Genomic DNA, 22,464 nt, shown 5'->3' with positions numbered 1-22,464 from the left:
CCATGCGTCCCGAACTGCAGTCCTACCGGCATCTGGCGTCGGGGAAGGTCCGTGAGATCTACGAGATCGACGCGGACACCCTGCTGTTGGTGGCCTCCGACCGGATCTCGGCCTACGACCACATCCTGACCCCCGCGATCCCCGACAAGGGCCGCATCCTGACGGCGATGAGCTTCTTCTGGTTCGACGAGCTCGGCGTCCCCAACCATCTCGCCGGTGGACCCACCGACGAGCGCATCCCGGGCGAGGTCGTCGGCCGGTCGATGGTGGTGCGTCGGCTCCCGATGGTTCAGGTCGAATGCGTCGCGCGCGGGTACCTGACCGGTTCGGGTCTGCTCGACTACCAGGCGACCGGTGCGGTGTGCGGCGTCGAACTGCCCGCCGGCCTGGCGGAGGCGAGCAAGCTGCCCGAGCCGATCTTCACCCCGGCCACGAAGGCGGAGCAGGGTGAGCACGACGAGAACATCAGCTTCGAGCGCGTCGTCGAGCAGGAGGGCGCCGAACTCGCCGAGGCGCTGCGTTCGGCGACCCTGGACATCTACGGACGCGGCGCTGCGGTGGCCGCCGATCGAGGAATCATCCTCGCGGACACCAAGTTCGAGTTCGGGCGCGGCGCGGACGGGGAACTGGTGCTCGCCGACGAGGTGCTGACGCCCGACTCCTCGCGCTACTGGGAGGCCGCGTCCTACGAGGCGGGCAAGGTGCAGCCGAGCTTCGACAAGCAGATCGTCCGGAACTGGTTGACCAGCGCCGAATCCGGCTGGGACCGTGCGTCCGACGTCGCCCCACCGTCGTTGCCCGACGACGTCATCCAACGCACCCGTCAGCGCTATATCGATGCCTATGAATGGATTTCGCAGAAGTCCTTCGCCGACTGGCCCACCGCGGAGGTGTCCTCGTGAGCGACGAGCGCGCAACCGCGACACCGCCGGTTGCCAAGAAGGTGCCCAAGGAGCGCACCCATCACGGCGACACCTTCGTCGACGACTACGAATGGTTGCGGGACAAGGACGATCCGGAGGTCACCGCCTACCTCGAGGCGCAGAATGCGTTCACCGAGGCACACACCGGGCACCTGAAGGACCTGCGTAAGCAGATCTTCGAGGAGATAAAGAGCCGCACCAAGGAAACCGACATGTCGGTGCCCGTCCGGCGCGGACGGTACTGGTACTTCGCCCGCACCCAGGAGGGCAAGCAGTATTCGACGTCCTGCCGGTGCCCGATCGCCGGCGACGACGACTGGACCGCGCCGAAGGTCGACGACGGGGTGACGCTCCCCGGTGAGGAGATCCTGCTCGACAGCAACGCCGAGGCCGAGGGGCACGACTTCTTCAGTCTGGGCGCACTGACCGTCAGCGACGACGGCAACTGGCTGGCCTACAGCACCGATGTCGTCGGCGACGAGCGATACACGCTGCGCATCAAGGATCTTCGCACCGGCGAGGTGCTCGACGACGTCGTCACCGACACCTCGGGCAGCGCGGTGTGGTCGGCGGACGCCCGTCACGTCTTCTACTCGACGGTCGACGCTGCGTGGCGTCCGGACACCGTGTGGCGCCACGACATCGGCGCCGGCACCGAGGACGTCAAGGTCTTCCACGAGCCCGATGAACGGTTCTGGGTCGGCATGGGCACCACGCGCAGTGACAAGTACCTCGTCATCGGCGTCGGTTCCAAGATCACCTCGGAGAGCTATATTCTCTCCGCCGACAACCCGACCGGTGAGTTCCGCAGTGTCGTACCGCGCGTCGACGGCGTCGAGTACAGCGTCGAACATGCGGTCATCGGCGGCGACGATCACCTCGTCATCGTGCACAACGAGGTCGTGGACGGCCAGAAGGCGGAGAACTTCGCCATCGACATCGCGCCGGTCGACGATCCGTCGAACCGGCGTCCGCTGATCGCGCACGACCCGACCCGACGCATCGAGGATCTCGACGCCTTCGCCGACTACCTGGTGCTGTCGTACCGACGAGATGCGTTGCCGCGTCTGGCCATCGCCGACCTCCGGCAGATCGACGGCATCCCCGCCGAATCCGACTTCCACGAGGTCGAGTTCGAGCAGGAACTGAGTTCGGCCGGACTCGGCGGCAACCCCGAGTGGTGGTCGCCGAAGCTGCGCATCGGCTACGGGAGTTTCATCGAACCGGTGGAACTGTTCGAACTCGACGTCGCGACCGGTGAGCGCACGCTGCTGAAGCGGCAGCCGGTGCTCGGCGGCTACGACCCGGCCGACTACGTCCAGTCGCGTGAGTGGGCGATCGCCTACGACGGCACCCGGATCCCGCTGTCGGTGGTGCGGCGCAAGGAGACCGACTCCGCCAAGCCCGCCCCGCTGCTGCTGTACGGATACGGCTCGTACGAGGCCAGCATCGATCCCTACTTCTCGGTGGCGCGCCTGTCCATGCTCGATCGGGGCATGGTGTTCGTCCTCGCCCACATCCGCGGCGGTGGCGAGATGGGGCGTTACTGGTACGAGAACGGCAAGGAACTCAGCAAGAAGAACACCTTCACCGACTTCGTCGCGGCCGGACGCCATCTCGTCGAGTCCGGGTGGACGACGCCGAAGCAGATGGTCGCCGAGGGCGGTTCGGCCGGTGGGCTTCTCGTCGGTGCGGTGGCCAATCTCGCGCCGGAGCTGTTCAACGGGATCCTGGCGTCGGTGCCGTTCGTCGACGCCCTGAACTCGATCCTGGACCCGTCGCTGCCGCTGACGGTCATCGAGTGGGACGAGTGGGGTGACCCTCTGCACGACCCGAACGTCTACGAGTACATGAAGACCTACACGCCCTACGAGAACGTCGACGCGAAACCGTACCCGCCGATCCTCGCGCTGACCTCGCTCAACGACACCCGGGTGCTGTACACCGAGGCGGCGAAATGGGTTGCGCGGCTACAGGAGAAGTCGACGTCGGACAATCCGATCCTGCTGAAGACGGAGATGACGGCCGGTCACGGCGGCGTCAGCGGACGGTACAAGCAGTGGGAGGAAGTCGCCTTCGAGATCGCGTGGATCCTGCAGCAGTCCGGCGCGCTGGACTGCTGAGCCGTACCCCGCTGGTTGAAACCACGAAGCCCCACCGACCCGAGAGTCGGTGGGGCTTCGTGGTTTCGAGACGAAATCGGTCAGTGCATCATGATCGGACCGCGGTCCAGGTCCTCTTCGGTGAGCGGCGACGCGATCTTCTTGCGGGGCAGGAAGAACGCCGGGATCAACGTGAGCACGATCAGTACGACCGACACTACGAAGGTGTTGGAGAACACGTCGGCAGCGGTGTCGAAGAACGACTCCGGCAGCGGGTCCGGGACACCCGGGGGCAGCGGCTTGTCGGAGGTGTTCGCCATGATTGCGAGACCTGCCTCCGGCTTGCTCGCCAGGCTGCTGGCGAGGATCACCGAGATCACCGCGGTGCCGATCGAGGTGGCCGCCTGCTGGATGACGTTCATCAGCGTCGACCCGTCGGGCACCTGCGCGTTGCTCAGCGTGGCGAGCGCCGCGGACATGATCGGCATCATCGTCATACCCATGCCGAGGCCCTGGACGAACAGCGAACCGCAGATCAGCCAGTACGAGGTGTCCGCGCCGAGCATGGTGAACGTCGCCATGCCGAGCAGGATCAACACGATGCCGACGAGCACGAACTTGCCGGGACCCATCTTGTCGGTGAGTTTGCCGGCGATCGGCATGGTCAGCATGGCGCCGATGCCCTGCGGCGCCAGGAGCAGGCCCGCCGCCAGGGTGGACTCGCCGCGGACGCCGATGAAGTACTGCGGGAACAGCAGTGCCGCACCGAAGAACGCGATCATGAACAGCACCATGGTGAGCACCGCGATGCTCAGCGTGCGGTTCTTGAACAGCTTCAGATCGAGGAGCGGGTTCTTCTTGCGCAGCGCGTGGAAGATGAACGCCACGATGAGGATCGCGCCGATGATCGTCGGGATCAGCACCTGCCCGCTGACGAAGGTCCGGTGTTCCGCGCTCGAGGAGATGCCGAACAGGAACAGCGCCAGGCCCGGCGACAGGAGGAGCAGACCGACGACGTCGATCGACGAGCGCGTGGTCTCCGCATCGTCGCGCAGGACGATCCAGGAGAAGACCAGGGCACCGATTCCGATGGGGACGTTGATCAGGAAGATCCAGTGCCAGCTCAGCTGCTCGATGAGGACGCCGCCGAGGATGGGACCCGAGATCGGGCCGAGGAGCATCGGGATACCGAGGACTGCCATGACCGAACCCACTCGTTCCGGACCGGCGGCCTTGGTCAGCATCATCATGCCGACCGGCATCAGCATGCCGCCGCCGAGACCCTGGATCACGCGGAACGCGACCAGCGCGCCGATGCTCGGCGCCAGCGCACACAGGACGGAACCCAGGGTGAACAGCACCAATGAGACGAGATAGACCTTCTTGGTGCCGAACCGCGACGCCGCCCAGCTCGACAGCGGGATGACTGCGGCCAGGGCGAGGGTGTAACCGGTCGCGGTCCAGGCGGCGCCGGCGGCGTCGGTGTTGAACTCCTGCTGGAAGGTGTTCTGCGCGACGGCCACGACGGTGACGTCGAGAATCGACATGATCGCGCCGAGAACGACCACGCCGGCGACCATCAGGACATTGCGGTCCAGCTTCGTGTCCGGCGGACCTTCGTGGAGATGGCCTCCGGTGGAGGATGTCATGCGGTGTGTTTCCTATCGATAGATCCGGTCAGGCAGAAGTGATCGACGGCGTCGTCGACGATGGGTCGCAGCGCCGAACACAGGTTGTCCCGGAGTTCGGCGGGCAGGCCGGCCACGAACCGTCGTACGGTCTCGTGCTGCAGTGCCAGATGGGTCTCGAGGTAGCGCATGCCGCCGTGGGTGAGTGAGACGCGCTTGATCCGACGGTCGGCCGAGTCCTCGCGACGATCGGCCAAACCGCAGCCGACCAGCTTGTCGACCGTCCGGCCCGCGGCCGCGAGGGACAGTTGAACCTGCTCGGCGATGGCGTTGACCGGCATCGGACCCTCGTGGCTGCCGAGGGCGCAGAGCACCCTCAGCTGGGAGAAGGTGATGTCGGTGGCGGCGAGACTCTCCATGGTCTCGGGCCGGCCGAGGTCGAGGAGCCGGTCGAGGAACGCGACGAGCGCCGACGAAGCGGCCTCGATCGATTGGTCGGCGCCGTGAGCGCACGGGGATTCCTCGGACACCGGGAAATGGTAACTCCGATGCAACTATTGCAGAAACGCAATAGGCGTGACATCGCACATATTGTGCAAAATCGTGTGATCTGAGTCTCTCGACGGGTCCGCGCAAGTACAGCCGTACCCGGTCGACTCGTTGCGTAGCAGCCTGTGCGGCCGATCACAGGGACGGGCCCACGGGCTAATCTCTCGTCATGGGCAACATCAAGGACATCCCGGTCACTTCTCTCGACGGTTCCGACGCCTCGCTGAAGGATTTCGGCGGGCCGCTCCTCATCGTCAACGTCGCCAGCAAGTGCGGCCTCACCCCGCAGTACGAAGGTCTCGAGCAGCTCGCGAAGACCTATGGCGAGAAGGGCCTCACCGTCGTCGGCGTCCCATGCAACCAGTTCATGGGCCAGGAGCCCGGCACCGCCGAGGAGATCGCGACCTTCTGTTCGACCTCCTACGGCGTCACGTTCCCGCTGCTGGAGAAGACCGATGTCAACGGCGACGGCCGTCATCCGCTGTATGCCGAGCTGACCCGCCACGCCGACGCCGACGGTGAGGCCGGCGACATCCAGTGGAACTTCGAGAAGTTCCTCGTCAACGCCGACGGCGAGGTCGTGAACCGTTTCCGTCCGCGCACCGAGCCCACCGACCCGACCGTGGTCGCCGCCATCGAATCCGTGCTCTGAGTCGATTTGGGGCACCCGGTAAGCTGACCAGGCGAGAACTGATCAGCAGACATTGAGGAGCGGTGCCATGGCGCGAGTGGTGGTCGACGTGATGCCCAAAGCCGAGATTCTCGACCCGCAGGGGCAGGCCATCGTCGGCGCCCTGGGCCGGCTCGGGTTCGCGGGTATCGGCGACGTCCGTCAGGGCAAGCGTTTCGAACTCGAGGTCGACGACACCGTCGACGACGCAACCCTGGAGCGCATCGCCGAAGAGTTGCTGACCAACACGGTCATCGAGAACTTCAACGTCTCCCGGGTCGCGGAGTAGGCGAGATGACTGCACGTATCGGGGTCATCACCTTCCCCGGCACCCTCGACGACGTCGACGCCGCTCGCGCGGTCCGTCTCGCCGGTGCCGAGCCCGTCGCGCTGTGGCACGGCGACGCCGATCTGAAGGGTGTCGACGCGGTCATCGTGCCGGGCGGCTTCTCCTACGGCGACTACCTCCGTGCCGGTGCCATCGCGCGTTTCGCGCCGGTGATGGGATCGGTCATTGAGGCGGCGGGCAAGGGCATGCCGGTTCTGGGTATCTGCAACGGATTCCAGGTCCTGTGCGAGGCCGGTCTGCTGCCGGGTGCGCTCACCCGCAATGAGGGTCTGCACTTCATCTGCCGCGACGAGTGGCTGCGCGTGGAGAACAACACCACGGCGTGGACGACCCGTTTCGAGCGGGGCGCGGACATCCTCATCCCGCTGAAGTCGGGCGAGGGTCGCTACGTGGCGTCGGAGCGCAAGCTCGAAGAGCTCGAGGGCGAAGGCCTCATCGTGTTCACCTACCCGGAGCGCAATCCCAACGGGTCGGCACTCGACATCGCGGGGATCTCCAGCCCGAACGGCCGGATCGTCGGACTCATGCCGCATCCCGAGCATGCGACCGAAGCCCTCACGGGCCCCAGCGACGACGGTCTGGGACTGTTCTACTCCGCGATCGACTCAGTGCTCGCCTCGGTCTGAGCGGATCCGTGTGAGCGCCAGACCGAAGATCTCCACGAACGCGTCGGCGGCCGGCCTCGGGGAGTTCATCGACGCCTCGCCGTCACCCTTCCATGTCTGCGCCACCGTCGCCCGCGAGCTCGAGAATGCGGGATACACAAGGCTTTCCGAAGAGCAGGCGTGGCCCGCGGCGGTCAGCGCGGCGTCGTCGAAGTCCTATGTCGTCCGCGGCGGCTCGATCATCGCCTGGGAAACCGGTGGCGGTCCGGCGTTCCGCATCGTCGGCGGGCACACCGACAGCCCGAATCTCCGGCTGAAGCAGCACCCCGACCTCATGTCGGCCGGGCTGGCGATGATCGCGCTCGAACCCTATGGTGGCGCCTGGCTCAATTCATGGCTCGATCGTGATCTCGGACTGTCCGGGCGACTCGCCTACCGGTCGGGGGATCGCGTGGCGCACACGCTCGTCCACGTGACCGAGGCCGTCGTCCGGGTGCCGCAGTTGGCGATCCATCTGTCCGAGGACCGCAAGGGAGTCTCGCCGGATCCGCAGCGGCACGTCAACGGACTCTGGGGCCTCGATGGCGGGACTCCCGACGTCCTCGGCTGGGTGGCGGAGTATGCCGGCATCGACCCGGACGCGCTGCTGGGCTGGGAGCTGATGACCCACGACATCGCACCGTCGGCGGTGATCGGCGCGGCCGAGAATCTGCTCAGCGCACCGCGTCTGGACAATCAGGGCACCTGCTATGCAGGCCTGCGGGCGCTACTCGACGGCTCCTCGTCGACGCACACGCGTGTACTGGCACTGTTCGACCACGAAGAGGTCGGCAGCGGTTCCGAACGCGGTGCCGCATCGGACTTCCTGGCCTCGATCTGCGAGCGGATCGTGTTGGCGCGCGGCGGTTCTCGCTCCGATTACCTACAGGCGATGGCTGCGAGCGTGTGCCTGTCGGGAGACATGGCGCACGCGACGCACCCGAACTATCCCGAACGGCACGAGCCCGGCCATCGGATCTCGATCGGCGGCGGGCCGGTGCTCAAGGTGAACCAGAATCTGCGTTACGCCTCGGATGCATTGGGAGAGGCCATCTTCGCAATGGCCTGTGACGACGCCGGCGTGCCGATGCAGCGGTACGTCCATCGCGCGGATCTGCCCTGCGGGTCGACGATCGGACCGATCACCGCGACCCGCACGGGACTCACCACGATCGACGTCGGGGCTCCGCAGCTCGCGATGCACTCGGCGCGGGAACTGATGGGCGCCGCCGACGTGCCGATGTATTCCGCTGCGCTGCAGGCTTTTCTGGCTCAGTAGGAGCGGGCGAACCCGAGGACGTTGTTCACGTACTCCATCGAGTTGTTGTACCGCAGGATGGCGGTGGTCAGGGACGCCGGGTTGCGCAGGTCCAGGTCCCCGTCGCACAGGTAGCGCGCGGTGGTCAGCGCGGCGTCGAAGATGTTCTGCGGGTCGGACTTTCCGTCACCGTTGCCGTCGGCGGCGTAGGCCTTCCAGGTCGACGGCAGGAACTGCATGGGGCCGACTGCGCGGTCGTGGGTCGCGTCGCTGTCGAGCTCTCCGCCGTCGGTGTCGCTGATGACCTCGTTGCCGGCGAGCGAGCCGTCGAGGACGGGACCGAAGATGGCGCTGCGCAGCACGCCGTCGGGGTTGACGTTGCCCTGGTCGGCATGATGGGACTCGACCTTGCCGATGCCGGCGATGACCTTCCAGTCGATGCCGCAGCGCGGGGCGGTGTCGGCGATCGTGGCGGCGGCCTTCTTGTAGGCGTCGTAGTTGGTCACGGGGACCGCGCCGGAGGTGACGCTCGCCGGGCGGATGACCGGGGCGGGTGCCGGCGCCGGGGCCGGAGCGACCGGGTGGGCGTTCACGGCGGGGGTGAGCGCCGGGGCCGCGACAGCCGTCACGCCCTTGGCGATGTTGTTCGGCTCCGGGGCGGCTGTCGGGTGGGACAGCTCGGCTCCTGCGGTGGCCGCGCCCGCCAGGACTCCGACGGGGAGCAGGGCGGTGGCCCATAGCGGTGTGCGTGTCTTCTTCCGTGGCTTGGAATGCTTACCCAAAACTGATGACCTCACGTGTACTGCTCGTGGTTCGTGCTTTCGGAACCGAGCCGACCGTACACGTGGTCGTGAGCAAAGCGTTATCTTTCCGTGATCAGCCTAGGGCTGGACACGCGGGCGCGTTTGTGTCGATGCAGGTCGTCGGGGGCACACACGCGTCGATGTGAGACGGCCCACACGAGACTCAATTCGGGCGCAGAACGGACATCGTGGCGCCCTCGCTCAGGACGATGAATCCCTCGACGACTTTGATCAATCCGGGTGAGCCGATGCCCTGTTCCCAGGCCACCGTGTTCTCCGGCGTCAGGGCGGTCAGCTGGCCCTGATTCGACAGGATCATGGTGGTGCCCGTGGACCCGATACAGGCGGGATTGGCCAGGATGGGCTGCTCCGGACCGGGCGGTGGACCGCTGCCGATGTGTTTGCCGTCGTCGAGTGCGTACGTGGTCCGTGACCCGTCGAGGCGTCCGAAGTTGACCAGCGACCCGCAGGCGATGGCTCCCGATTTCGACAGTTCCCGGTCGCTGATCCGCCAGAGCGCGCCGCGGCGGGCGGGATCGCGTACCTCGTACTCCCCACGGTCGGCGAAGATGCGGTTGGATGCGGTCAGCAGCGGCAGCGTCGACGGTCCGGACTCGACCTGCAGTCCTTCCGAGTCGTCGACGGGGTCCGGGTCGACTCGACCGTTGATCGTCGCGTAGGTGGCGACCCGCTCGGCGTTGTAGTCCTGGTGCTCGACGGCGACGCCCGTCGGATAGAGGGTGATGTCGCACTGGTCGCAGGCGATGCGGTTGTCGCCGTTCGTCGGGTTCACCAGGTACTGGCTGGCGTCGGCGGTCTTGACGACGACGATGTCGCCGGTGACCTCGATGTCGATGACCGGGGCGGCGAAGGTGCGTGCCCAGATGGATTTCCCGGCGGGTGTGTTCAGGGAGACCTGGTGGCCCACGCGATTCACGCGGAGGAAGTTGTTGCCGAGCCCCACGACCTTCTTGGTGTCCAGGTACTCGGAGGTCTGCGTCGGGTGTCCGGTGTCGTCGACGAGATAGAAGCCGTCGTCGAGCGGCGTGCCGAGCTGGACGGCGCACCCGACCTGTCCGGCTTCGTTGAAGGCGCAGTCGCCCTGGCCGGCGTTCACGGGCGCATCCCAGAGCAGGCGACCGTTGCGGCGGTCCACCATCGTGAACGAGCGGCCGAGGCCGGACGGGTAGGCGATGAGCCACCCCTCGTCCGACGTGTCGGCGACCTGGATGGTGACCTCGTCGCGATAGTCGGGCAGATCCTCGTGGCCGACGAGGGTCCAGGCGATGGACGGCGCACGGTGGTACTCGCGCAATTCCCCGTATGCGTACTCGGAGTTGTCGACCTGGTACTTACCGCCGGAGAGCACCACCCGACGGTGACGAGCATCGCTGCGCAGAGGATCAGTACGACCGTCCCGATACCGAACGGCAGACGCGCGAAGAGCGCCCGGGCGCGGGAGCGTGAGGACATGGCTAAGAGTGAACCATGGCGTTTCGGCGAGCCACGAGGTGCACTGTTGTATATGGACGTACTGCAGGACGTACTGGTGACCCTCACGGTCGTGACCGCCGGACTCAGCGCCGGTGTGCTGGCAGGTTTCGGCTACGCCGTGATCCCCGGCCTGACCCGCGCCGGCGCCGATGTCGCGGTCCCGGCGATGCATCGAATGAACAGTGCCATCCTCAATCCGCTGTTCGCGATCATCTTCGGCGGGGGTGTGGCGTTCGGTGCGTTCGGTACCTGGGCCGTCTGGGATGAGGGTCTGCGCTGGTGGGTCCTGGCCGCGACCCTGCTCACGCTGCTCGGCGTCGTCATCACCATGACCGTCAACGTCCCGGCCAACAACCGCCTCGACGCCGCCGCCGACGCTCGCGGCGAGGAGGCCGCGCAAGCGTGGGCCGAGTTCACCGCGGTGTGGGTGCCGTGGAACATCGTGCGGTCGGTGCTCACCACCGCCGCGGTGGCGGTGTTGGTGGTCGGTGTGCTCGTGGGTCGGTGACGGCGGGTCAGAACGGGGGAGGTCCGTCGATCTCCTCACGCCGTTCCCGCTCCCGCCGGTTTCGGGCACGTTCGGCCCGCCGGCGTGCGTGTTTGCTGGCAAGCCGGTTGGTGGTGGGCGGGGTGTCATCCCCGGCGATGACCCGTGGGGTCGGTGGCGCCTGGGGTGGCTGTTCGTAGCGGATTCGTCGCAGGTTGGGAAAGAAGTCTTCGAGGGTTTCGGCGTCACCGAGGATGGTGAAACCCTCCGGGGTGACGAACTCCGTGACCAGCCGGCCGTCGTCGTCGCGGTACTGCAGGTCGATCCAGTCCCCGAAGGTCTTGTGTAAAAGCCCGAACCGGCACTTGGCGTTGAGGTTCTCACTCGACGTCGCCCCACCCCGGGCGGGGTTGGTGCGGTCGTACTCGGTGACATGATCGAGGTCGGAGTCGAATGATGAACACGGGCAACCGGGTTCGATGCAGTACCCGTCACGCACCCGCACGAACTCCGCACACGCGGTGGTCGGGCGATACGGATCGGCCGCCTGCGCACCCGGATATACGAAGACGACCTCGGTCGACGAGGCGTCGCTCGCGTCGTCGGCGACAACACGGACCGGCGGGGTGCGGACCGGGGTGACCGGTTTGATGATGGCGTCGGGCCGGTTGGCGAGGTCACGGACGTGCTCGTCGGAGACGACGCCGTGGCCGTCGACCCAGCCGATACCGGGGGCGCCCTCGATGACGGCGGCGTCGGTGACGACGTGGATGACGATCTCGGTGCTCACCGAGCGGACAACCTCGGCGGGGTCGGGGATCTCGGCGTCACAATCGTCACGCCCGCACTGGCATTCGAAGATGGTGCCGGTCAACAGCGCGAACATGGCATCGGAATTGCGCTGGTTGCGTTTACGACCGTCATGCGCGCAGACGGTGTCGGCGAGCGCTTTCACCGCTTTCTCGGCGATGCGGATGTTCTCGGCGGCCATGACACCGGTGATCTCGCCGGTGCCGTCGATGAAGTTGTCGGTCCACACCCCGCGCTTGTCCAAGGTTTCGCGACGACGCTCCCGAACCGCATCAGGATCGTGCCGGAACACCAAGCGGTCCACCATGTCACGCAGTGTGAGTTTCGACCACGCCCCTTTACGGCTGCGCAAGCTGTGTTCGATGTCGGTGTCGAGGTCGGCGATCACAGCATCATCGGAGATGAGGTCGGTACGAGCGATGACAGTCTGGATCAACTCCCGCGACAGGATGCCGTCACGCAGCGTGGTCGCAACTTTCGGCAGCCGGTCTCGAAGACAGAGTGCTTCGCCCACCCACTGATCAGCCCGGTAGCGGGTGATCGCATCCTCACGGCACACCCGGGTCACCATCTCGGTGTAGCGATCGATGAAGAACCCGCCATCACTGTTGACGACGAGCTGGTCGTAGATGGTGGCGATCGATTGGTAGCGGCTCCACGCCAGGTAGGCTTCGCCGTGGCGGATCGACCGAAACCGTTCCATATGGGTTGCGGTGTCGGAGCGTTCGGGGTGGGCAGGATCGACCCCGGCATGGAACTCGTCCGGTAGATCGATCCACGGGTTCGACACGCTGCCCCCACAACGTCTACAACCCAACCTTGGATGGCTGAATCTGTTACCAACCAAGGTAAACCCCACCACCGACAAGTTCGGATACTCATCCACAGACGGGGTGACCAAGGGGTTGTGCAGCAATGGGTTACGCGGGAATCGGTCCTTCCACTCCCAGACCTCACTTCGACGCTGCGACCTCGATCGAAGTCGCAACGTCGAAATGAAGTCCTACAGTGAGGTTCCTCAGAACAACTGACCGAGGTAGAACTGCGCTCCCTGGTCGTCGGTGCATCGGGCGGAGACGCCGTAGGGCGCGGTGCGGGGTTCCTCGAGGATGCCGCCTCCGGCGGCACGGACGCGTTCGACCGCCGCCTCGACGTCGTCGGTCACCCACATCGGGACCGCGACGGAAGTGTCGGCGCCACCGGCGATCCCGACCTGCGGCCGGACGTCGTCGACCTCCCAGCCGTCGTCGATCCGGCCGCCGTGGAACGTCCAGCCGAGTACCGAGCCGTAGAAGTCGCGGAAGCGCGCACTGTCCGGCGTCATCACGGTCAGGTAGCTCATCGCGCCGGTGTTGCGCGGGTGCTGGTCGGGCCGGATGTCGCCGGGTTCGGGATCGAACACCGCGAAGCGCACACCCTGCGCATCGACGGCGTCGACGATGCGGTGTCCGTTCGGGCTCGTACCGAACTCGCCGCGTCCGCCGGCCGCGACGATGCGTGCATGCGCGGCCTCGAGGTCGTCGACGGCGTAGGCGCAGAACATCGTCGGCTCGCCATCGGTCTCGAAGATGTTCAGACGGTGTCCGACGTTGATCACGCGGCGGCCCGCGGGATCGAACTCCCAGCCGAGAACCGCGGCGTAGAAGCGTCGGGCGCGCGCGGCGTCGGGGGTGTTGAGTGACATGAACCCGATATCGCCCTGATGGATGTGGTTGGACAACTGCGCCTTCGACGGTCCGGCCAGCATCCAGCGGTGACCGAACGGGTCGACGATGACGCCGGTGCGGGTGCCGTAGCCCTCGTATGGTTCGCGGGTGACGGAGGCGCCGGCGCGGGCCGCCGTCGCGACGGCGGCGTCGGTGTCGTCGACGGCGAGCATCAGGCTGACCGACACGTGCCCGGGGGTGGGTGCCCGCAGTCCGAGGTCGGGGAACTCGGCCGCGAGATAGACGACACCGCCGCCCATTTCGAGCTCTGCGTGGCCGATGACGCCGTCGTCCATGACGATCGGCTCGCCGCGCAACCGTGCACCGAGGTTCGCGGTGTACCAGTCGATGGCGGCCTGCGGCTCGGCCACGGTGAGGTAGGGGAGTGCGCCGGGCCGCTCGACCACGGGCACCGTGCTCGCGGCTTCGGTGGTGGCGGGTTCGTCGAATTGTGTTGCGGTGGACATGATGACTCCTTGCGGTAGCGTCACCCCGCGTTCGAGACGATCACGCAGGGCGGCGGCGAAACCGCGGTCGGGTTCGACGGGATCGTCGAAGCCGGGGGTGTCGGCTGCGCGCAGTGCGCGCAGCGGATCCCGTGCCTCGCCGAAGCGGGTGCTGTTCCGGGTGCTCATGCGTGACCTCCTCTCCCGCTGCTCTGGGGTTGTGGTTCCGGGTAGGCCTCGCGGAAGGCACGCTTCGCGCGAGTGAGAAGCGCCTCGGTGGCACCGACCGTGCGACCGAGGATCTCCGCGCATTCGCCGACGGGGAGATCGTCGACGTAGCGCAACGTGAGCACTGAGCGATGGATCGGCGTCAGCTGCCCCAACGTGTGATGGGCGACCATGCGGTCGAGTTCGGCGTCCCAGGGGTCGTCCCCGTGGTCCGGAAGATCGTCGACCGGTTCCGGCGTGCGCTGAGCCCGCCGCCAATGGTCGGCGAGCTTGTGTCGGGCGATCCCGATCAGCCAGGGGGTCGTCGGCCGGGTGTCCCGGCGTCGACGAACGGAGTCCATGGCCGCCAGGAAGGTCTCCGAGGTCACGTCCTCGGCGATCCGACGATCCGCACAGCGACGGACGACGAATCCGTACACCGCCGGCAGTGCCTGGTCGTACACCGCCAGCAATCCCTCGGGTCCCGCCACTGGTTGGTCGCTGCTCACGTTCTCATCGTCGTGCGCAGGCCCCGGAATCCGACGCCCTTCGGGCAACTTTTCTTCTCAGCGCTTGGACGCTTCGGTCGTGAACGCCGCTATCTCCGACGCCACCGCCTGCGGCTGGTCCAGGGAGACAAACGTCCGGGCGTCGGGGATCTCGACGAATCGGGCGCCTTCGCCGTCGGGTCCCGGGAAGACCTCTGCGAACCGTCGTCCGTGGTCGAGGGTGAAACACCGGTCGTCGCGACCCCATACGAAACGGACGGGAAGATCGACCCGCGACATGCGGGCGGTCACCGTGGCGAGTTCCGCCGGGCTGATCTTCCGCAGGAACGCGATGAAGTCCTCGCGGATTCGTACGTCGTTCTGAAGGGGAGCGAAGACCGACCCGGTCAGCTCGGGGTCGGGGTCGTCGAGTAGCAGGCCGACGCCGAGCGGGGAATGTCGGAGAGTCTTGAGGCGCATCGCCTCGACGAGTGGCTTCAGCAGCAGTCGGTGCCGCATCAACGCGAAGTACAGCCGAAACGGTTGTGGAGGAAACAGATCGAAGGCGTCGCAGTTGGTGAACACGAGGCGGCTCACGAACCGCGGGTCCTCGTCGAGCGCGAACTGGGTGACCGCGCCACCGGTGTCATTGGCCACCAGCGTCGCCGACGACAGGTCGAAATGTCCGACGAACTCACGTGGCAGCCGGCCCGCCCCGCGCGGCGAACGATCGGCGTCCGGGCCCCACGGGATTCGATGTGAACCGAGAGGCATCAGCGGTACATGGCAACGGTGGCCGCGTTCGGCGAGGAGCTCGGCCACCGGCTCCCAGAGGCGGTGATCGACGACGGCCCCGTGCATGAAGACGATCGGCGGCAGGGCGGAGTCCTCGGGTCCGTACGTGGCGTACTCGATGACACCGGAGGGGAGTTCGACTGTCGGCAGCGTATTTGCCATGGCGAGGTCCGCTTCTCGTAGACTCGGATAACTTACGAACACTGAGTATGAAAGTTACGTGCAGACTGTATGAAAGTCAACCGTCGGACCCAGGCCGAACGCACCGCAGCGACCCGCGCGGCGCTCGTCGCCGCAGGTCGCAAGCTATTCGGGGAACGCGGCTTCGCCGAAGTCGGAACCCAGGAGATCGTCGACGAGGCGGGCGTGACCCGGGGCGCGCTCTACCACCAGTTCGACGACAAGAAGGGCCTGTTCACGGCCGTCTACGACGCGGTCGAACAGGACGTGGTCGCCCAGATCGCCGAGGCGGCCGGCGCGCTCGCCGCCGAGGACCCGATCGCCGCCCTGAAGTCGGGCATGCGACTGTTCCTCGAACTCTGCACCGAGCCCTCGGTGCATCGGATCACCCTCGTCGAAGCGCCGTCCGTCCTCGGCTGGGCGCAATGGCGTGCCCGCGGTGAGGAGTTCGGTTTCGCCCTGGTCGAAGGACTGATCCGGGCGGCGATCGCCGCCGGCCAGGCCGTCGACCAACCGACCCGGCCCCTCGCCCACGTCGCGATCGGCGCGCTCGACGAGGCGGCGCTGTACGTCGCCGCGGCAGAGGACCGAGAAGCGGCGACCGCGGAGGTCGCCGCGGTTCTCGACCGCATCGTCGACGCCTTCCGGACCTAGCGGCCGACCGCCCGCGGTGTCACCTGTCCGCGGTGTCAACTGTCGGCGGCGACCATCTCCGCGCACCGTTCCCCGACGAGCATCACGGTGATGTTCGGGTTCACCGTGGTGTGTTCGGGGAAGACCGACGCATCGGCGACGCGTAGTCCGGCGACACCCTTGACCCGCAGTTCGGGGTCGAGCGGCGACATCTCGTCGTCGGGCGGTCCCATCCGTACCGTGCCCACCGGGTGGTAGACGGTGTTGTGGGTGCGTCGGATGTAATCGGCGAGCTCGTCGTCGCTGGTGGTGTCCGGTCCCGGATAGAGTTCGCGCGCAACCCATTCCTGCAGCGGTGCGGCGGACGCGATCTCCCGTGCCTTGCGCAGGCCCGCCATCATGATCCGCATGTCGTAACCCTCGTCATCGGTGAAATACCGTGGGTCGACACGCGGCTTGTCGCGGAAGTCGCGGGAGCGCAGCTTCACCGTGCCGCGCGACCGTGCGTGGGTGACGTTGGGGGTGAGGCAGAACGTATTGTCACTCGTCGGGTATCCCTGGCGCAGCGTGTGCATGTCGAAAGGCACGCTGCCGTAATGCATCATCAGGTCCGGCCGGTCGAGTCCGTCATCGACGGTGGTGAAGATCCCGGCCTCCCACCATTGCGTCGACTCCTGCGTCATCGGCTTCTTCGTCTCGAACCCGATGACACCCTCCGGGTGATCCTGGAGGTGTTCGCCGACGCCGGGGGAGTCGACGAGGAGGTCGAGTTCGTGCTCACGCAGATCATCGGCAGGCCCGATCCCGGAGAGCATCAACAGCTTCGGGGTGTCGATGGCGCCCGCGGACACGATCACCTCGCGTCCGGCGCCGATCCTGGTGGTGCGACCGAAGGCGTTGTCGGTGATGTCGACGCCGACGGCCCGCAGCTCGCCGTCGACCTTCTCGATGACGATGCGCTTGGCCCAGGAGCCGGTGCGGATCGTGAGGTTCGGGCGCTCGAGGTGCGGGTGCAGGTAACTCACCGACGACGACGCGCGGACCCCGTCGGGGCGGCGGTTGATCTGGAAGAAGTTGGCGCCGTTGACGACCGTCTTGCCGCTGTTGAACTCCGTTCGCGGGATGCCGACCGCCTCGCAGGCGTCGAGTACGGCGACACCGCACGGGTCGTTCGGCGGCACCGTCATGATGTGGACGGGTCCGCTGCGGCCGTGATGATCGCCGGGGGCGTCGTTGGTCTCGATCTGCGGGTAGAGGCGGTACAACTCCTCCGAACCCCAGCCCGCGCAACCGAAATCGCGCTCCCAGGAATCGAGGTCCTCCCGCGGCGCCCAGAAGGCGATGCAGCTGTTGTGGGAGCTGCAGCCGCCCAGCACTTTCGCACGCGCGTGCCGCATGAAGTCGTTGCCGTTCGCCTGCGGCTCGATGGGATAGTCCCAGTCGTAACCGGATTCGAGCAGCTCCATCCAGCGGTCGAGCCGCAGGATCGCGTCGTCCCCGACGTCGGAGGGGCCGGCTTCCAGCAGGCACACCGTGACCGACGGGTCCTCGGACAACCGGGACGCCACGGCCGCGCCCGCCGAACCGCCTCCGACCACCACATAGTCGTAGGTCTCGGTACCGGTCTCGCTCACTGCTGCCCCTTCCGATCTTCGAACCAGCCGGTCACGCCCGGCCGGAGATTTTCGTAGACGTGTTTGGCCTCGCGGTATTCGGCCAGGCCCGACGGCCCGAGCTCGCGACCGAAGCCGGACTGGCCGTAGCCGCCCCACTCGGCCTCGGGCAGGTAGGGCCCGAAGTCGTTGACCCACACCGTGCCTGCGCGGATGCGGCCGGCGATGCGACGTGCGCGGGCGGCGTCGGCCGACCACACCGCTCCGGCGAGCCCGTAGACGGTGTCGTTGGCCAGGGTCACCGCCTCGTCCTCGGTGGTGAAGGTCTCGACCGTGACGGTGGGACCGAAGGCCTCGTCGTGCACGCAGGCCATCGAACGGTCGGCGCGGTCGATGACGGTGGGCAGATAGAACCAGCCGTCGTCGAGCTTCCCCGATCCCCGGTCGCCGGTGGCGAAGGCTCCTCCGGTGCGGATCACGGCGCCGTCGGCACGCGCCTGTTCGACGTAGGCGTGCACCTTGTCGCGGTGGGCTTCGGAGATCAGCGGTCCGGTCTCGGTGCCCTCGGAGTACGGCAGTCCGAGCCGGATCTCCTCGGCGCGTCGGACCAGTTCGTCGACGAACCGGTCGTGTGCCGACTCCTCGACGATGAGCCGTGCGCCGGCCGAACAGACCTGGCCCGAATGCAGGAACGCCGCGTTGAGTGCGTTGTCCACCGCGGCCGCGAGCAGATCCTCGGTGGCGCAGGCGTCGGCGAACACCACGTTGGGGTTCTTGCCGCCGAGTTCGAGGGCCACCTTCTTCACCGTCGCCGCGGCCTCGCGGGCGATGACGCGTCCGGTCACCAGTCCGCCGGTGAACGACACCAGGTCGACGTCGGGATGCGACGACAGCGGCGCCCCGGCGTCTGCTCCGGCGCCGAGCACGAGGTTCGCGACCCCTGCCGGGAGGTCCAGTCCGTCAAGGACTTCCAGGAGAAGGATCGAGGTGTGCGGCGTCAGTTCGGCCGGTTTGAGGACGAAGGTGTTGCCGGCGGCGAGGGCGGGCGCCACCTTCCACGCCGCCTGCAGCAGCGGGTAGTTCCACGGCGTGATGAGGCCGCAGACGCCGACCGGTTCGTAGACGATGCGCGAGTCGGCATCGGGCGATCCGGTGTCGACGACCCGGCCCGCATCCTGCGCGGCGAGTTTGCCGAAATAGCGGAAGCAGTTGGCGATGTCGGTCATGTCGATGTCGGACTCGTAGGGCCGCTTGCCGGTGTCGAGGGTCTCGGCGCGGACGAATTCGTCTCGGCGGGCATCGATGTCGTCGGCGACGCGCAGGAGCAGATCTCCGCGCTCGGCGGCGGGTGTCGCACTCCAGCGGCCGTCGTCGAACGCCCGGCGCGCCGCGGCGATGGCCGCCTCGGTGTCCTCCGCGGAGGCCTCGGCTACCACGCCCACCACCGAATTGTCTGCGGGGCAGCGTATCTCGCGGGTCTTTCCGGAACCCGCGGCACACCACTTGCCGTCGATGTACAGAGTATTGCTCATGGAGCAGGCGCCCCTTCCGGGTCGGTGTCGGGTATGTCCGCCTCTGCGACAGTACCGACGTCGTCGGACACGGAGGTGGTGTCGCCGGTGAAGTCGCTGCTGTCGGTGTGGTCGTGGTGATCGGCGGCCGAGTCACGCAGATGGAGGTAGCCCAGATGCCGTTCGTACTGGTCGAGGATGTCGCCGATGATCTGTTCGCGGTTGTACCCCGACAGCGAATATCCCTGCGAGCCCTCGGTCAGGTACACCTCGCACCGGAAGTACCGGTCGTCGGAGCGCTGCGAGCGGACCGCGTAGGTGGGCGTCGGCGCGGAGACCGGCCACACGCAGTACTCGAAGGCCGGGACGTCGGCCAGTTGGACGATGAGGCGCGGTGACGGCAGACCCTCGTTGGCGGCCGACTCGTCGACCGTCGCCGAGATGCCTTCCCGGCCGAACTGCTCGGCGACCTCGTGCATCGCCGGGAGAACCGTCGCGGTGATGTACCTGCGGGTCGCGACACGACCGGGGAAGCGGAGGGTTCCCACCAGGCGTTGTCGCCAGCTGGCCTGCTCGGTGGGACCGCGGCCGACCGCGATGACCTTCGGCAGGGTGTGGCGGAAGCTGTCGAGCTTGTACGACTCGTTGCGCACCGCGCGCAGCAGCGACACCCCGATCAGGCCGAGGACGAACGAGAACGGCAGGCCCATGATGACGGTCGCCGCCTGCAGGGTCAGGATCGACCCGTCGCCGCCGCCGGCGAACAACATCGACAGTGTCAGGAGGCCGATGGCCACCGACCAGAAGATACGAAGGGAGCGTTGGCAATCGGCCATCGGATCGGCGAGGCGGCTGGTGAAGTTGCCCATCACCAGCGAACCCGAGTCGGCGCTCGTCACGTAGAACAGCAGGCCGGTGATGGTCGCGATCCCGATCAGCAGCGTCGCGCCCGGATACTGCTCGAGCAACGAGTAGAAGCCGGCTTCCGGTGTGGACGCGGTGGTCTCGGCGAATTCCTGGTCACCGCGGGCGACGGCCAGGGCGCTGTTCCCGAAGATCGAGATCCACACCAGGATGAAGCTGAACGGGACCACGAGGACGCCGAAGACGAACTGCCGCAACGTCCGTCCGCGAGAGATGCGGGCCAGGAACAGGCCGACGAACGGTGCCCAGGCGACCCACCACGCCCAGAAGAACAGCGTCCAGCCGTCGACGAAGGCGCGGGCGTCGTTGCCGGGCGGCGGATTCACCTGATCCCACGCGAAGGTGTCGAGGGTGCGGTCGGCGAACGTGGACACGTAGTCGCCCGCATTCTGGACCAGGCCGTTGAGCAGGAAGTCGGCGTCCTTGGCGACCGTGATGTAGATGAGCATCGCGATCGCGAGGATCACGTTGATCTCCGAGAGCCGGCGAATTCCCTTGTCCACACCGGATGTCGCCGACGCGGTGGCGATGACCACCGACAGTGCGATCAGACCGATCTGGGCCGCCTTGCCCTGTTCGATGCCGAAGATCTCGTTGAGCCCGAAGTTCAACTGCACCACGCCGATTCCCAGCGATGTCGCGATGCCGAAGATCGTGCCGAGCACGGCGGCGACGTCGATCGCGTCGCCCCACCGTCCCTCGACCCGCTTGCCGAAGATCGGGTACAGCGCCGCGCGGATGGTCAGCGGCAGATTGTGCCGGAACGCGAAATAGGCCAGGGCACCGCCCATCAGGGCGTACATCGCCCAGCCGGTGATGCCGTAGTGGAAGACGGTCCAGGTCACGGCCTCACGTGCGGCGGCGTTGGTCTCCGCCGCACCAGTCGGCGGGTTGAGGAAGTGGGTGACCGGTTCGGCGACCGAGAAGAACATCAGGTCGATGCCGATGCCGGCCGCGAACAACATCGACGTCCACGTGAACAGGCTGTACTCGGGACGGGACTCCTCCGGACCCAGCCGGTAGCGGCCGTACTTGCTCACCCCGAGGAAGACGACGAGGCCGACGATCGCGGTGGCGAGGATGAAGTACCACCAGCCGAACCAGCGGGTGATGAAGTCGCGGACCTCGCTGATCACCGTCTCCGCCGCTTCCGGCGCGGCGAGCGCCCAGATCGCGAAGGCGAGCACGATGGCGGCCGACGCGACGAAGACGGTCAGGTTGACCGAACTCGTGCGTCGTGGCGGCTCCCCGGTGCCCGCGGTCGCTGGAGTGGACGGGCCTTGTGGACTTTCGTCGGCACTCATGACGTTCGACGCTAGCCTTTCCACTTCGAGTGATCGGGTGAATTGCCCGACTCGGGTGCTGACCGATGAATTCGTCGTCCCCACCCGGTCTGGATTGGTATGGCTACTGCAACGATCGGCTCACTGCTCTTGTCCAGCGACGACCCCGCACGCCTCGCGCACTGGTACGCGTCGGCGTTCGAGGCGAAGGTCGAGACCACCGGCGACGACGGAACCGGCTATCAGGTCGTCAACCTCGACGGCTTCTATCTCATGTTCGACAAACGCGACGATGTGTCCGGCCCCAACGGCGACGGCGCTCGCACGATCCCGAACATCGAGGTCGATGACCCGCGGGCGACGGCGGCGCGGCTCGACACCCTCGGCGCCGAGTGGATCAGCCCTCTCGAGGAGCGGGACGGCAACTTCTTCGGGACGGCAACCGACCCCGACGGCAACTGGTTCCAGATCATCTGGATCTCCGACGCCGAGGAGATCCGGATGGGGCCGCCGGCGTCGACGTGCAGCGGCTTCGCGGTCCGCGACCTCGACGAGGCCGAGCGCTTCTACCGCGATGTCCTCGGGATGCGGGTCCTGCGCTATCCGATGGGCATCGCCGGCGTCCGCGTCACCCGTCAGACGACGGTGATGGTGTACCCGAAGGACGATCATCGGCCGGCGACGTTCACCGTGCTCAACATCGCCGTGGACGACCTCGGGAAAACGGTCGTCGACCTCGTCGGCAAGGGCGTCGAGATCCTGCGCTACGACGCCTTCACCCACGACGAGCGGGGCATCGTCCGCGGTGGCGAGGGGGAGCCGGACATCGCATGGTTCACCGACCCGTCGGGCAACATCTTGTCGATACTGTCCGCCTGAGCCCGGTTCCTTCCGCATTTCCGGTGGTCGGACGGCCCGTTCGCTCTCGGCGTAGCGGGCCGGGAACACCGCCCCGGCCTGC

The 22,464-nt window shown here is 66.9% G+C and carries 20 protein-coding genes; 9 read left to right on the top strand and 11 right to left on the bottom strand.

The genetic code is table 11. The annotated features are described in order from the left end of the window. The first annotated feature begins 2 nt into the window (after window positions 1-2). Window positions 3-902 (top strand): phosphoribosylaminoimidazolesuccinocarboxamide synthase, encoded by a 900-nt coding sequence (locus BLU62_RS19305; RefSeq protein ID WP_074851446.1) that lies wholly within the window; start codon window positions 3-5, stop codon window positions 900-902. Further along, complete coding sequence (locus tag BLU62_RS19300) at window positions 899-3,046, top strand: S9 family peptidase (protein ID WP_074851444.1); 2,148 nt, start codon at window positions 899-901, stop codon at window positions 3,044-3,046. The genes BLU62_RS19305 and BLU62_RS19300 overlap by 4 nt, the downstream gene beginning before the upstream one ends. 80 nt (window positions 3,047-3,126) lie before the next feature. Here the strand turns inward: BLU62_RS19300 and BLU62_RS19295 are convergent, their stop codons facing one another. Continuing rightward, complete coding sequence (locus tag BLU62_RS19295) at window positions 3,127-4,674, bottom strand: DHA2 family efflux MFS transporter permease subunit (protein WP_074851442.1); 1,548 nt, start codon at window positions 4,672-4,674, stop codon at window positions 3,127-3,129. Then, window positions 4,671-5,183: a MarR family winged helix-turn-helix transcriptional regulator gene (locus tag BLU62_RS19290; protein WP_074851440.1), complete on the bottom strand. Its 513-nt coding sequence runs from the start codon at window positions 5,181-5,183 to the stop codon at window positions 4,671-4,673. The genes BLU62_RS19295 and BLU62_RS19290 overlap by 4 nt, the downstream gene beginning before the upstream one ends. 188 nt (window positions 5,184-5,371) lie before the next feature. On the opposite strand from BLU62_RS19290, the gene BLU62_RS19285 reads away from it, so the two are divergent. The 4 genes from BLU62_RS19285 (at window position 5,372) to BLU62_RS19270 (ending at window position 8,144) form a co-directional block, all read left to right on the top strand. Then, on the top strand, window positions 5,372-5,854 hold the full coding sequence (locus BLU62_RS19285) for a glutathione peroxidase (RefSeq protein WP_074851439.1): 483 nt from the start codon (window positions 5,372-5,374) through the stop codon (window positions 5,852-5,854). Between the two features lie 67 nt (window positions 5,855-5,921). Further along, the gene (gene purS / locus BLU62_RS19280; protein WP_074851437.1) at window positions 5,922-6,161 is read left to right on the top strand and encodes a phosphoribosylformylglycinamidine synthase subunit PurS; all 240 of its coding nucleotides are present in this window, start codon (window positions 5,922-5,924) and stop codon (window positions 6,159-6,161) included. 5 nt (window positions 6,162-6,166) lie between these two features. Beyond that, window positions 6,167-6,847: a phosphoribosylformylglycinamidine synthase subunit PurQ gene (purQ, locus tag BLU62_RS19275; RefSeq protein ID WP_074851434.1), complete on the top strand. Its 681-nt coding sequence runs from the start codon at window positions 6,167-6,169 to the stop codon at window positions 6,845-6,847. 10 nt (window positions 6,848-6,857) lie between these two features. Further along, the gene (locus tag BLU62_RS19270) at window positions 6,858-8,144 is read left to right on the top strand and encodes a M18 family aminopeptidase (protein WP_074851431.1); all 1,287 of its coding nucleotides are present in this window, start codon (window positions 6,858-6,860) and stop codon (window positions 8,142-8,144) included. Here BLU62_RS19270 and BLU62_RS19265 read toward each other — a convergent pair. Further along, window positions 8,138-8,905: a lytic transglycosylase domain-containing protein gene (locus tag BLU62_RS19265; protein WP_074851429.1), complete on the bottom strand. Its 768-nt coding sequence runs from the start codon at window positions 8,903-8,905 to the stop codon at window positions 8,138-8,140. The genes BLU62_RS19270 and BLU62_RS19265 overlap by 7 nt on opposite strands. Before the next feature lie 184 nt (window positions 8,906-9,089). Continuing rightward, the gene (locus BLU62_RS19260; protein ID WP_244278257.1) at window positions 9,090-10,295 is read right to left on the bottom strand and encodes an outer membrane protein assembly factor BamB family protein; all 1,206 of its coding nucleotides are present in this window, start codon (window positions 10,293-10,295) and stop codon (window positions 9,090-9,092) included. Window positions 10,296-10,451: 156 nt separating this feature from the next. Between BLU62_RS19260 and BLU62_RS19255 the strand changes: the two genes are divergently transcribed. Beyond that, window positions 10,452-10,928: an anthrone oxygenase family protein gene (locus BLU62_RS19255; protein WP_074851427.1), complete on the top strand. Its 477-nt coding sequence runs from the start codon at window positions 10,452-10,454 to the stop codon at window positions 10,926-10,928. A 7-nt stretch (window positions 10,929-10,935) separates the two neighbouring features. Here BLU62_RS19255 and BLU62_RS19250 read toward each other — a convergent pair whose 3' ends face one another. The 4 genes from BLU62_RS19250 to BLU62_RS19235 all read right to left on the bottom strand — a co-directional run bounded on the left by BLU62_RS19250 (window position 10,936) and on the right by BLU62_RS19235 (window position 15,521). After that, window positions 10,936-12,507 (bottom strand): DUF222 domain-containing protein, encoded by a 1,572-nt coding sequence (locus BLU62_RS19250; RefSeq protein WP_074851425.1) that lies wholly within the window; start codon window positions 12,505-12,507, stop codon window positions 10,936-10,938. Between the two features lie 228 nt (window positions 12,508-12,735). After that, window positions 12,736-14,058: a VOC family protein gene (locus BLU62_RS19245; protein ID WP_074851423.1), complete on the bottom strand. Its 1,323-nt coding sequence runs from the start codon at window positions 14,056-14,058 to the stop codon at window positions 12,736-12,738. Further along, window positions 14,055-14,549 (bottom strand): RNA polymerase sigma factor, encoded by a 495-nt coding sequence (locus BLU62_RS19240; RefSeq protein WP_074853025.1) that lies wholly within the window; start codon window positions 14,547-14,549, stop codon window positions 14,055-14,057. The genes BLU62_RS19245 and BLU62_RS19240 overlap by 4 nt, the downstream gene beginning before the upstream one ends. 93 nt (window positions 14,550-14,642) lie before the next feature. Then, window positions 14,643-15,521 (bottom strand): alpha/beta fold hydrolase, encoded by an 879-nt coding sequence (locus tag BLU62_RS19235; protein ID WP_074851421.1) that lies wholly within the window; start codon window positions 15,519-15,521, stop codon window positions 14,643-14,645. Between the two features lie 69 nt (window positions 15,522-15,590). On the opposite strand from BLU62_RS19235, the gene BLU62_RS19230 reads away from it, so the two are divergent. Further along, window positions 15,591-16,193 carry a TetR/AcrR family transcriptional regulator gene (locus tag BLU62_RS19230; protein ID WP_074851419.1) on the top strand — a complete coding sequence of 201 codons (603 nt, stop codon included), beginning with the start codon at window positions 15,591-15,593 and terminating at the stop codon, window positions 16,191-16,193. A 35-nt stretch (window positions 16,194-16,228) separates the two neighbouring features. On the opposite strand, the gene BLU62_RS19225 is transcribed toward BLU62_RS19230, so the two are convergent. Genes BLU62_RS19225 through betT form a run of 3 tightly spaced genes read right to left on the bottom strand, consistent with a single transcriptional unit; the run spans window position 16,229 to window position 21,524 of the window. Next, the gene (locus BLU62_RS19225) at window positions 16,229-17,806 is read right to left on the bottom strand and encodes a GMC family oxidoreductase (protein ID WP_074851417.1); all 1,578 of its coding nucleotides are present in this window, start codon (window positions 17,804-17,806) and stop codon (window positions 16,229-16,231) included. After that, entirely contained in the window at window positions 17,803-19,317 is a 1,515-nt protein-coding gene (locus BLU62_RS19220) for an aldehyde dehydrogenase family protein (protein WP_074851416.1), read from the bottom strand. Before BLU62_RS19220 ends, BLU62_RS19225 begins: the two co-directional genes overlap by 4 nt. Then, entirely contained in the window at window positions 19,314-21,524 is a 2,211-nt protein-coding gene (betT, locus tag BLU62_RS19215) for a choline BCCT transporter BetT (RefSeq protein WP_074851414.1), read from the bottom strand. The genes BLU62_RS19220 and betT overlap by 4 nt, the downstream gene beginning before the upstream one ends. A gap of 99 nt (window positions 21,525-21,623) precedes the next feature. Here betT and BLU62_RS19210 point away from each other — a divergent pair, with 99 nt between their 5' ends. Further along, window positions 21,624-22,382, top strand: a complete 759-nt coding sequence (locus tag BLU62_RS19210) for a VOC family protein (protein ID WP_074851412.1) — start codon at window positions 21,624-21,626, stop codon at window positions 22,380-22,382. Window positions 22,383-22,464: the final 82 nt, after the last annotated feature.

Origin of the sequence: Gordonia westfalica, from assembly GCF_900105725.1 — a bacterium.
Taxonomy (GTDB): Bacteria; Actinomycetota; Actinomycetes; order Mycobacteriales; family Mycobacteriaceae; genus Gordonia; species Gordonia westfalica.
This window is presented reverse-complemented; position numbering and strand designations above follow the sequence as displayed.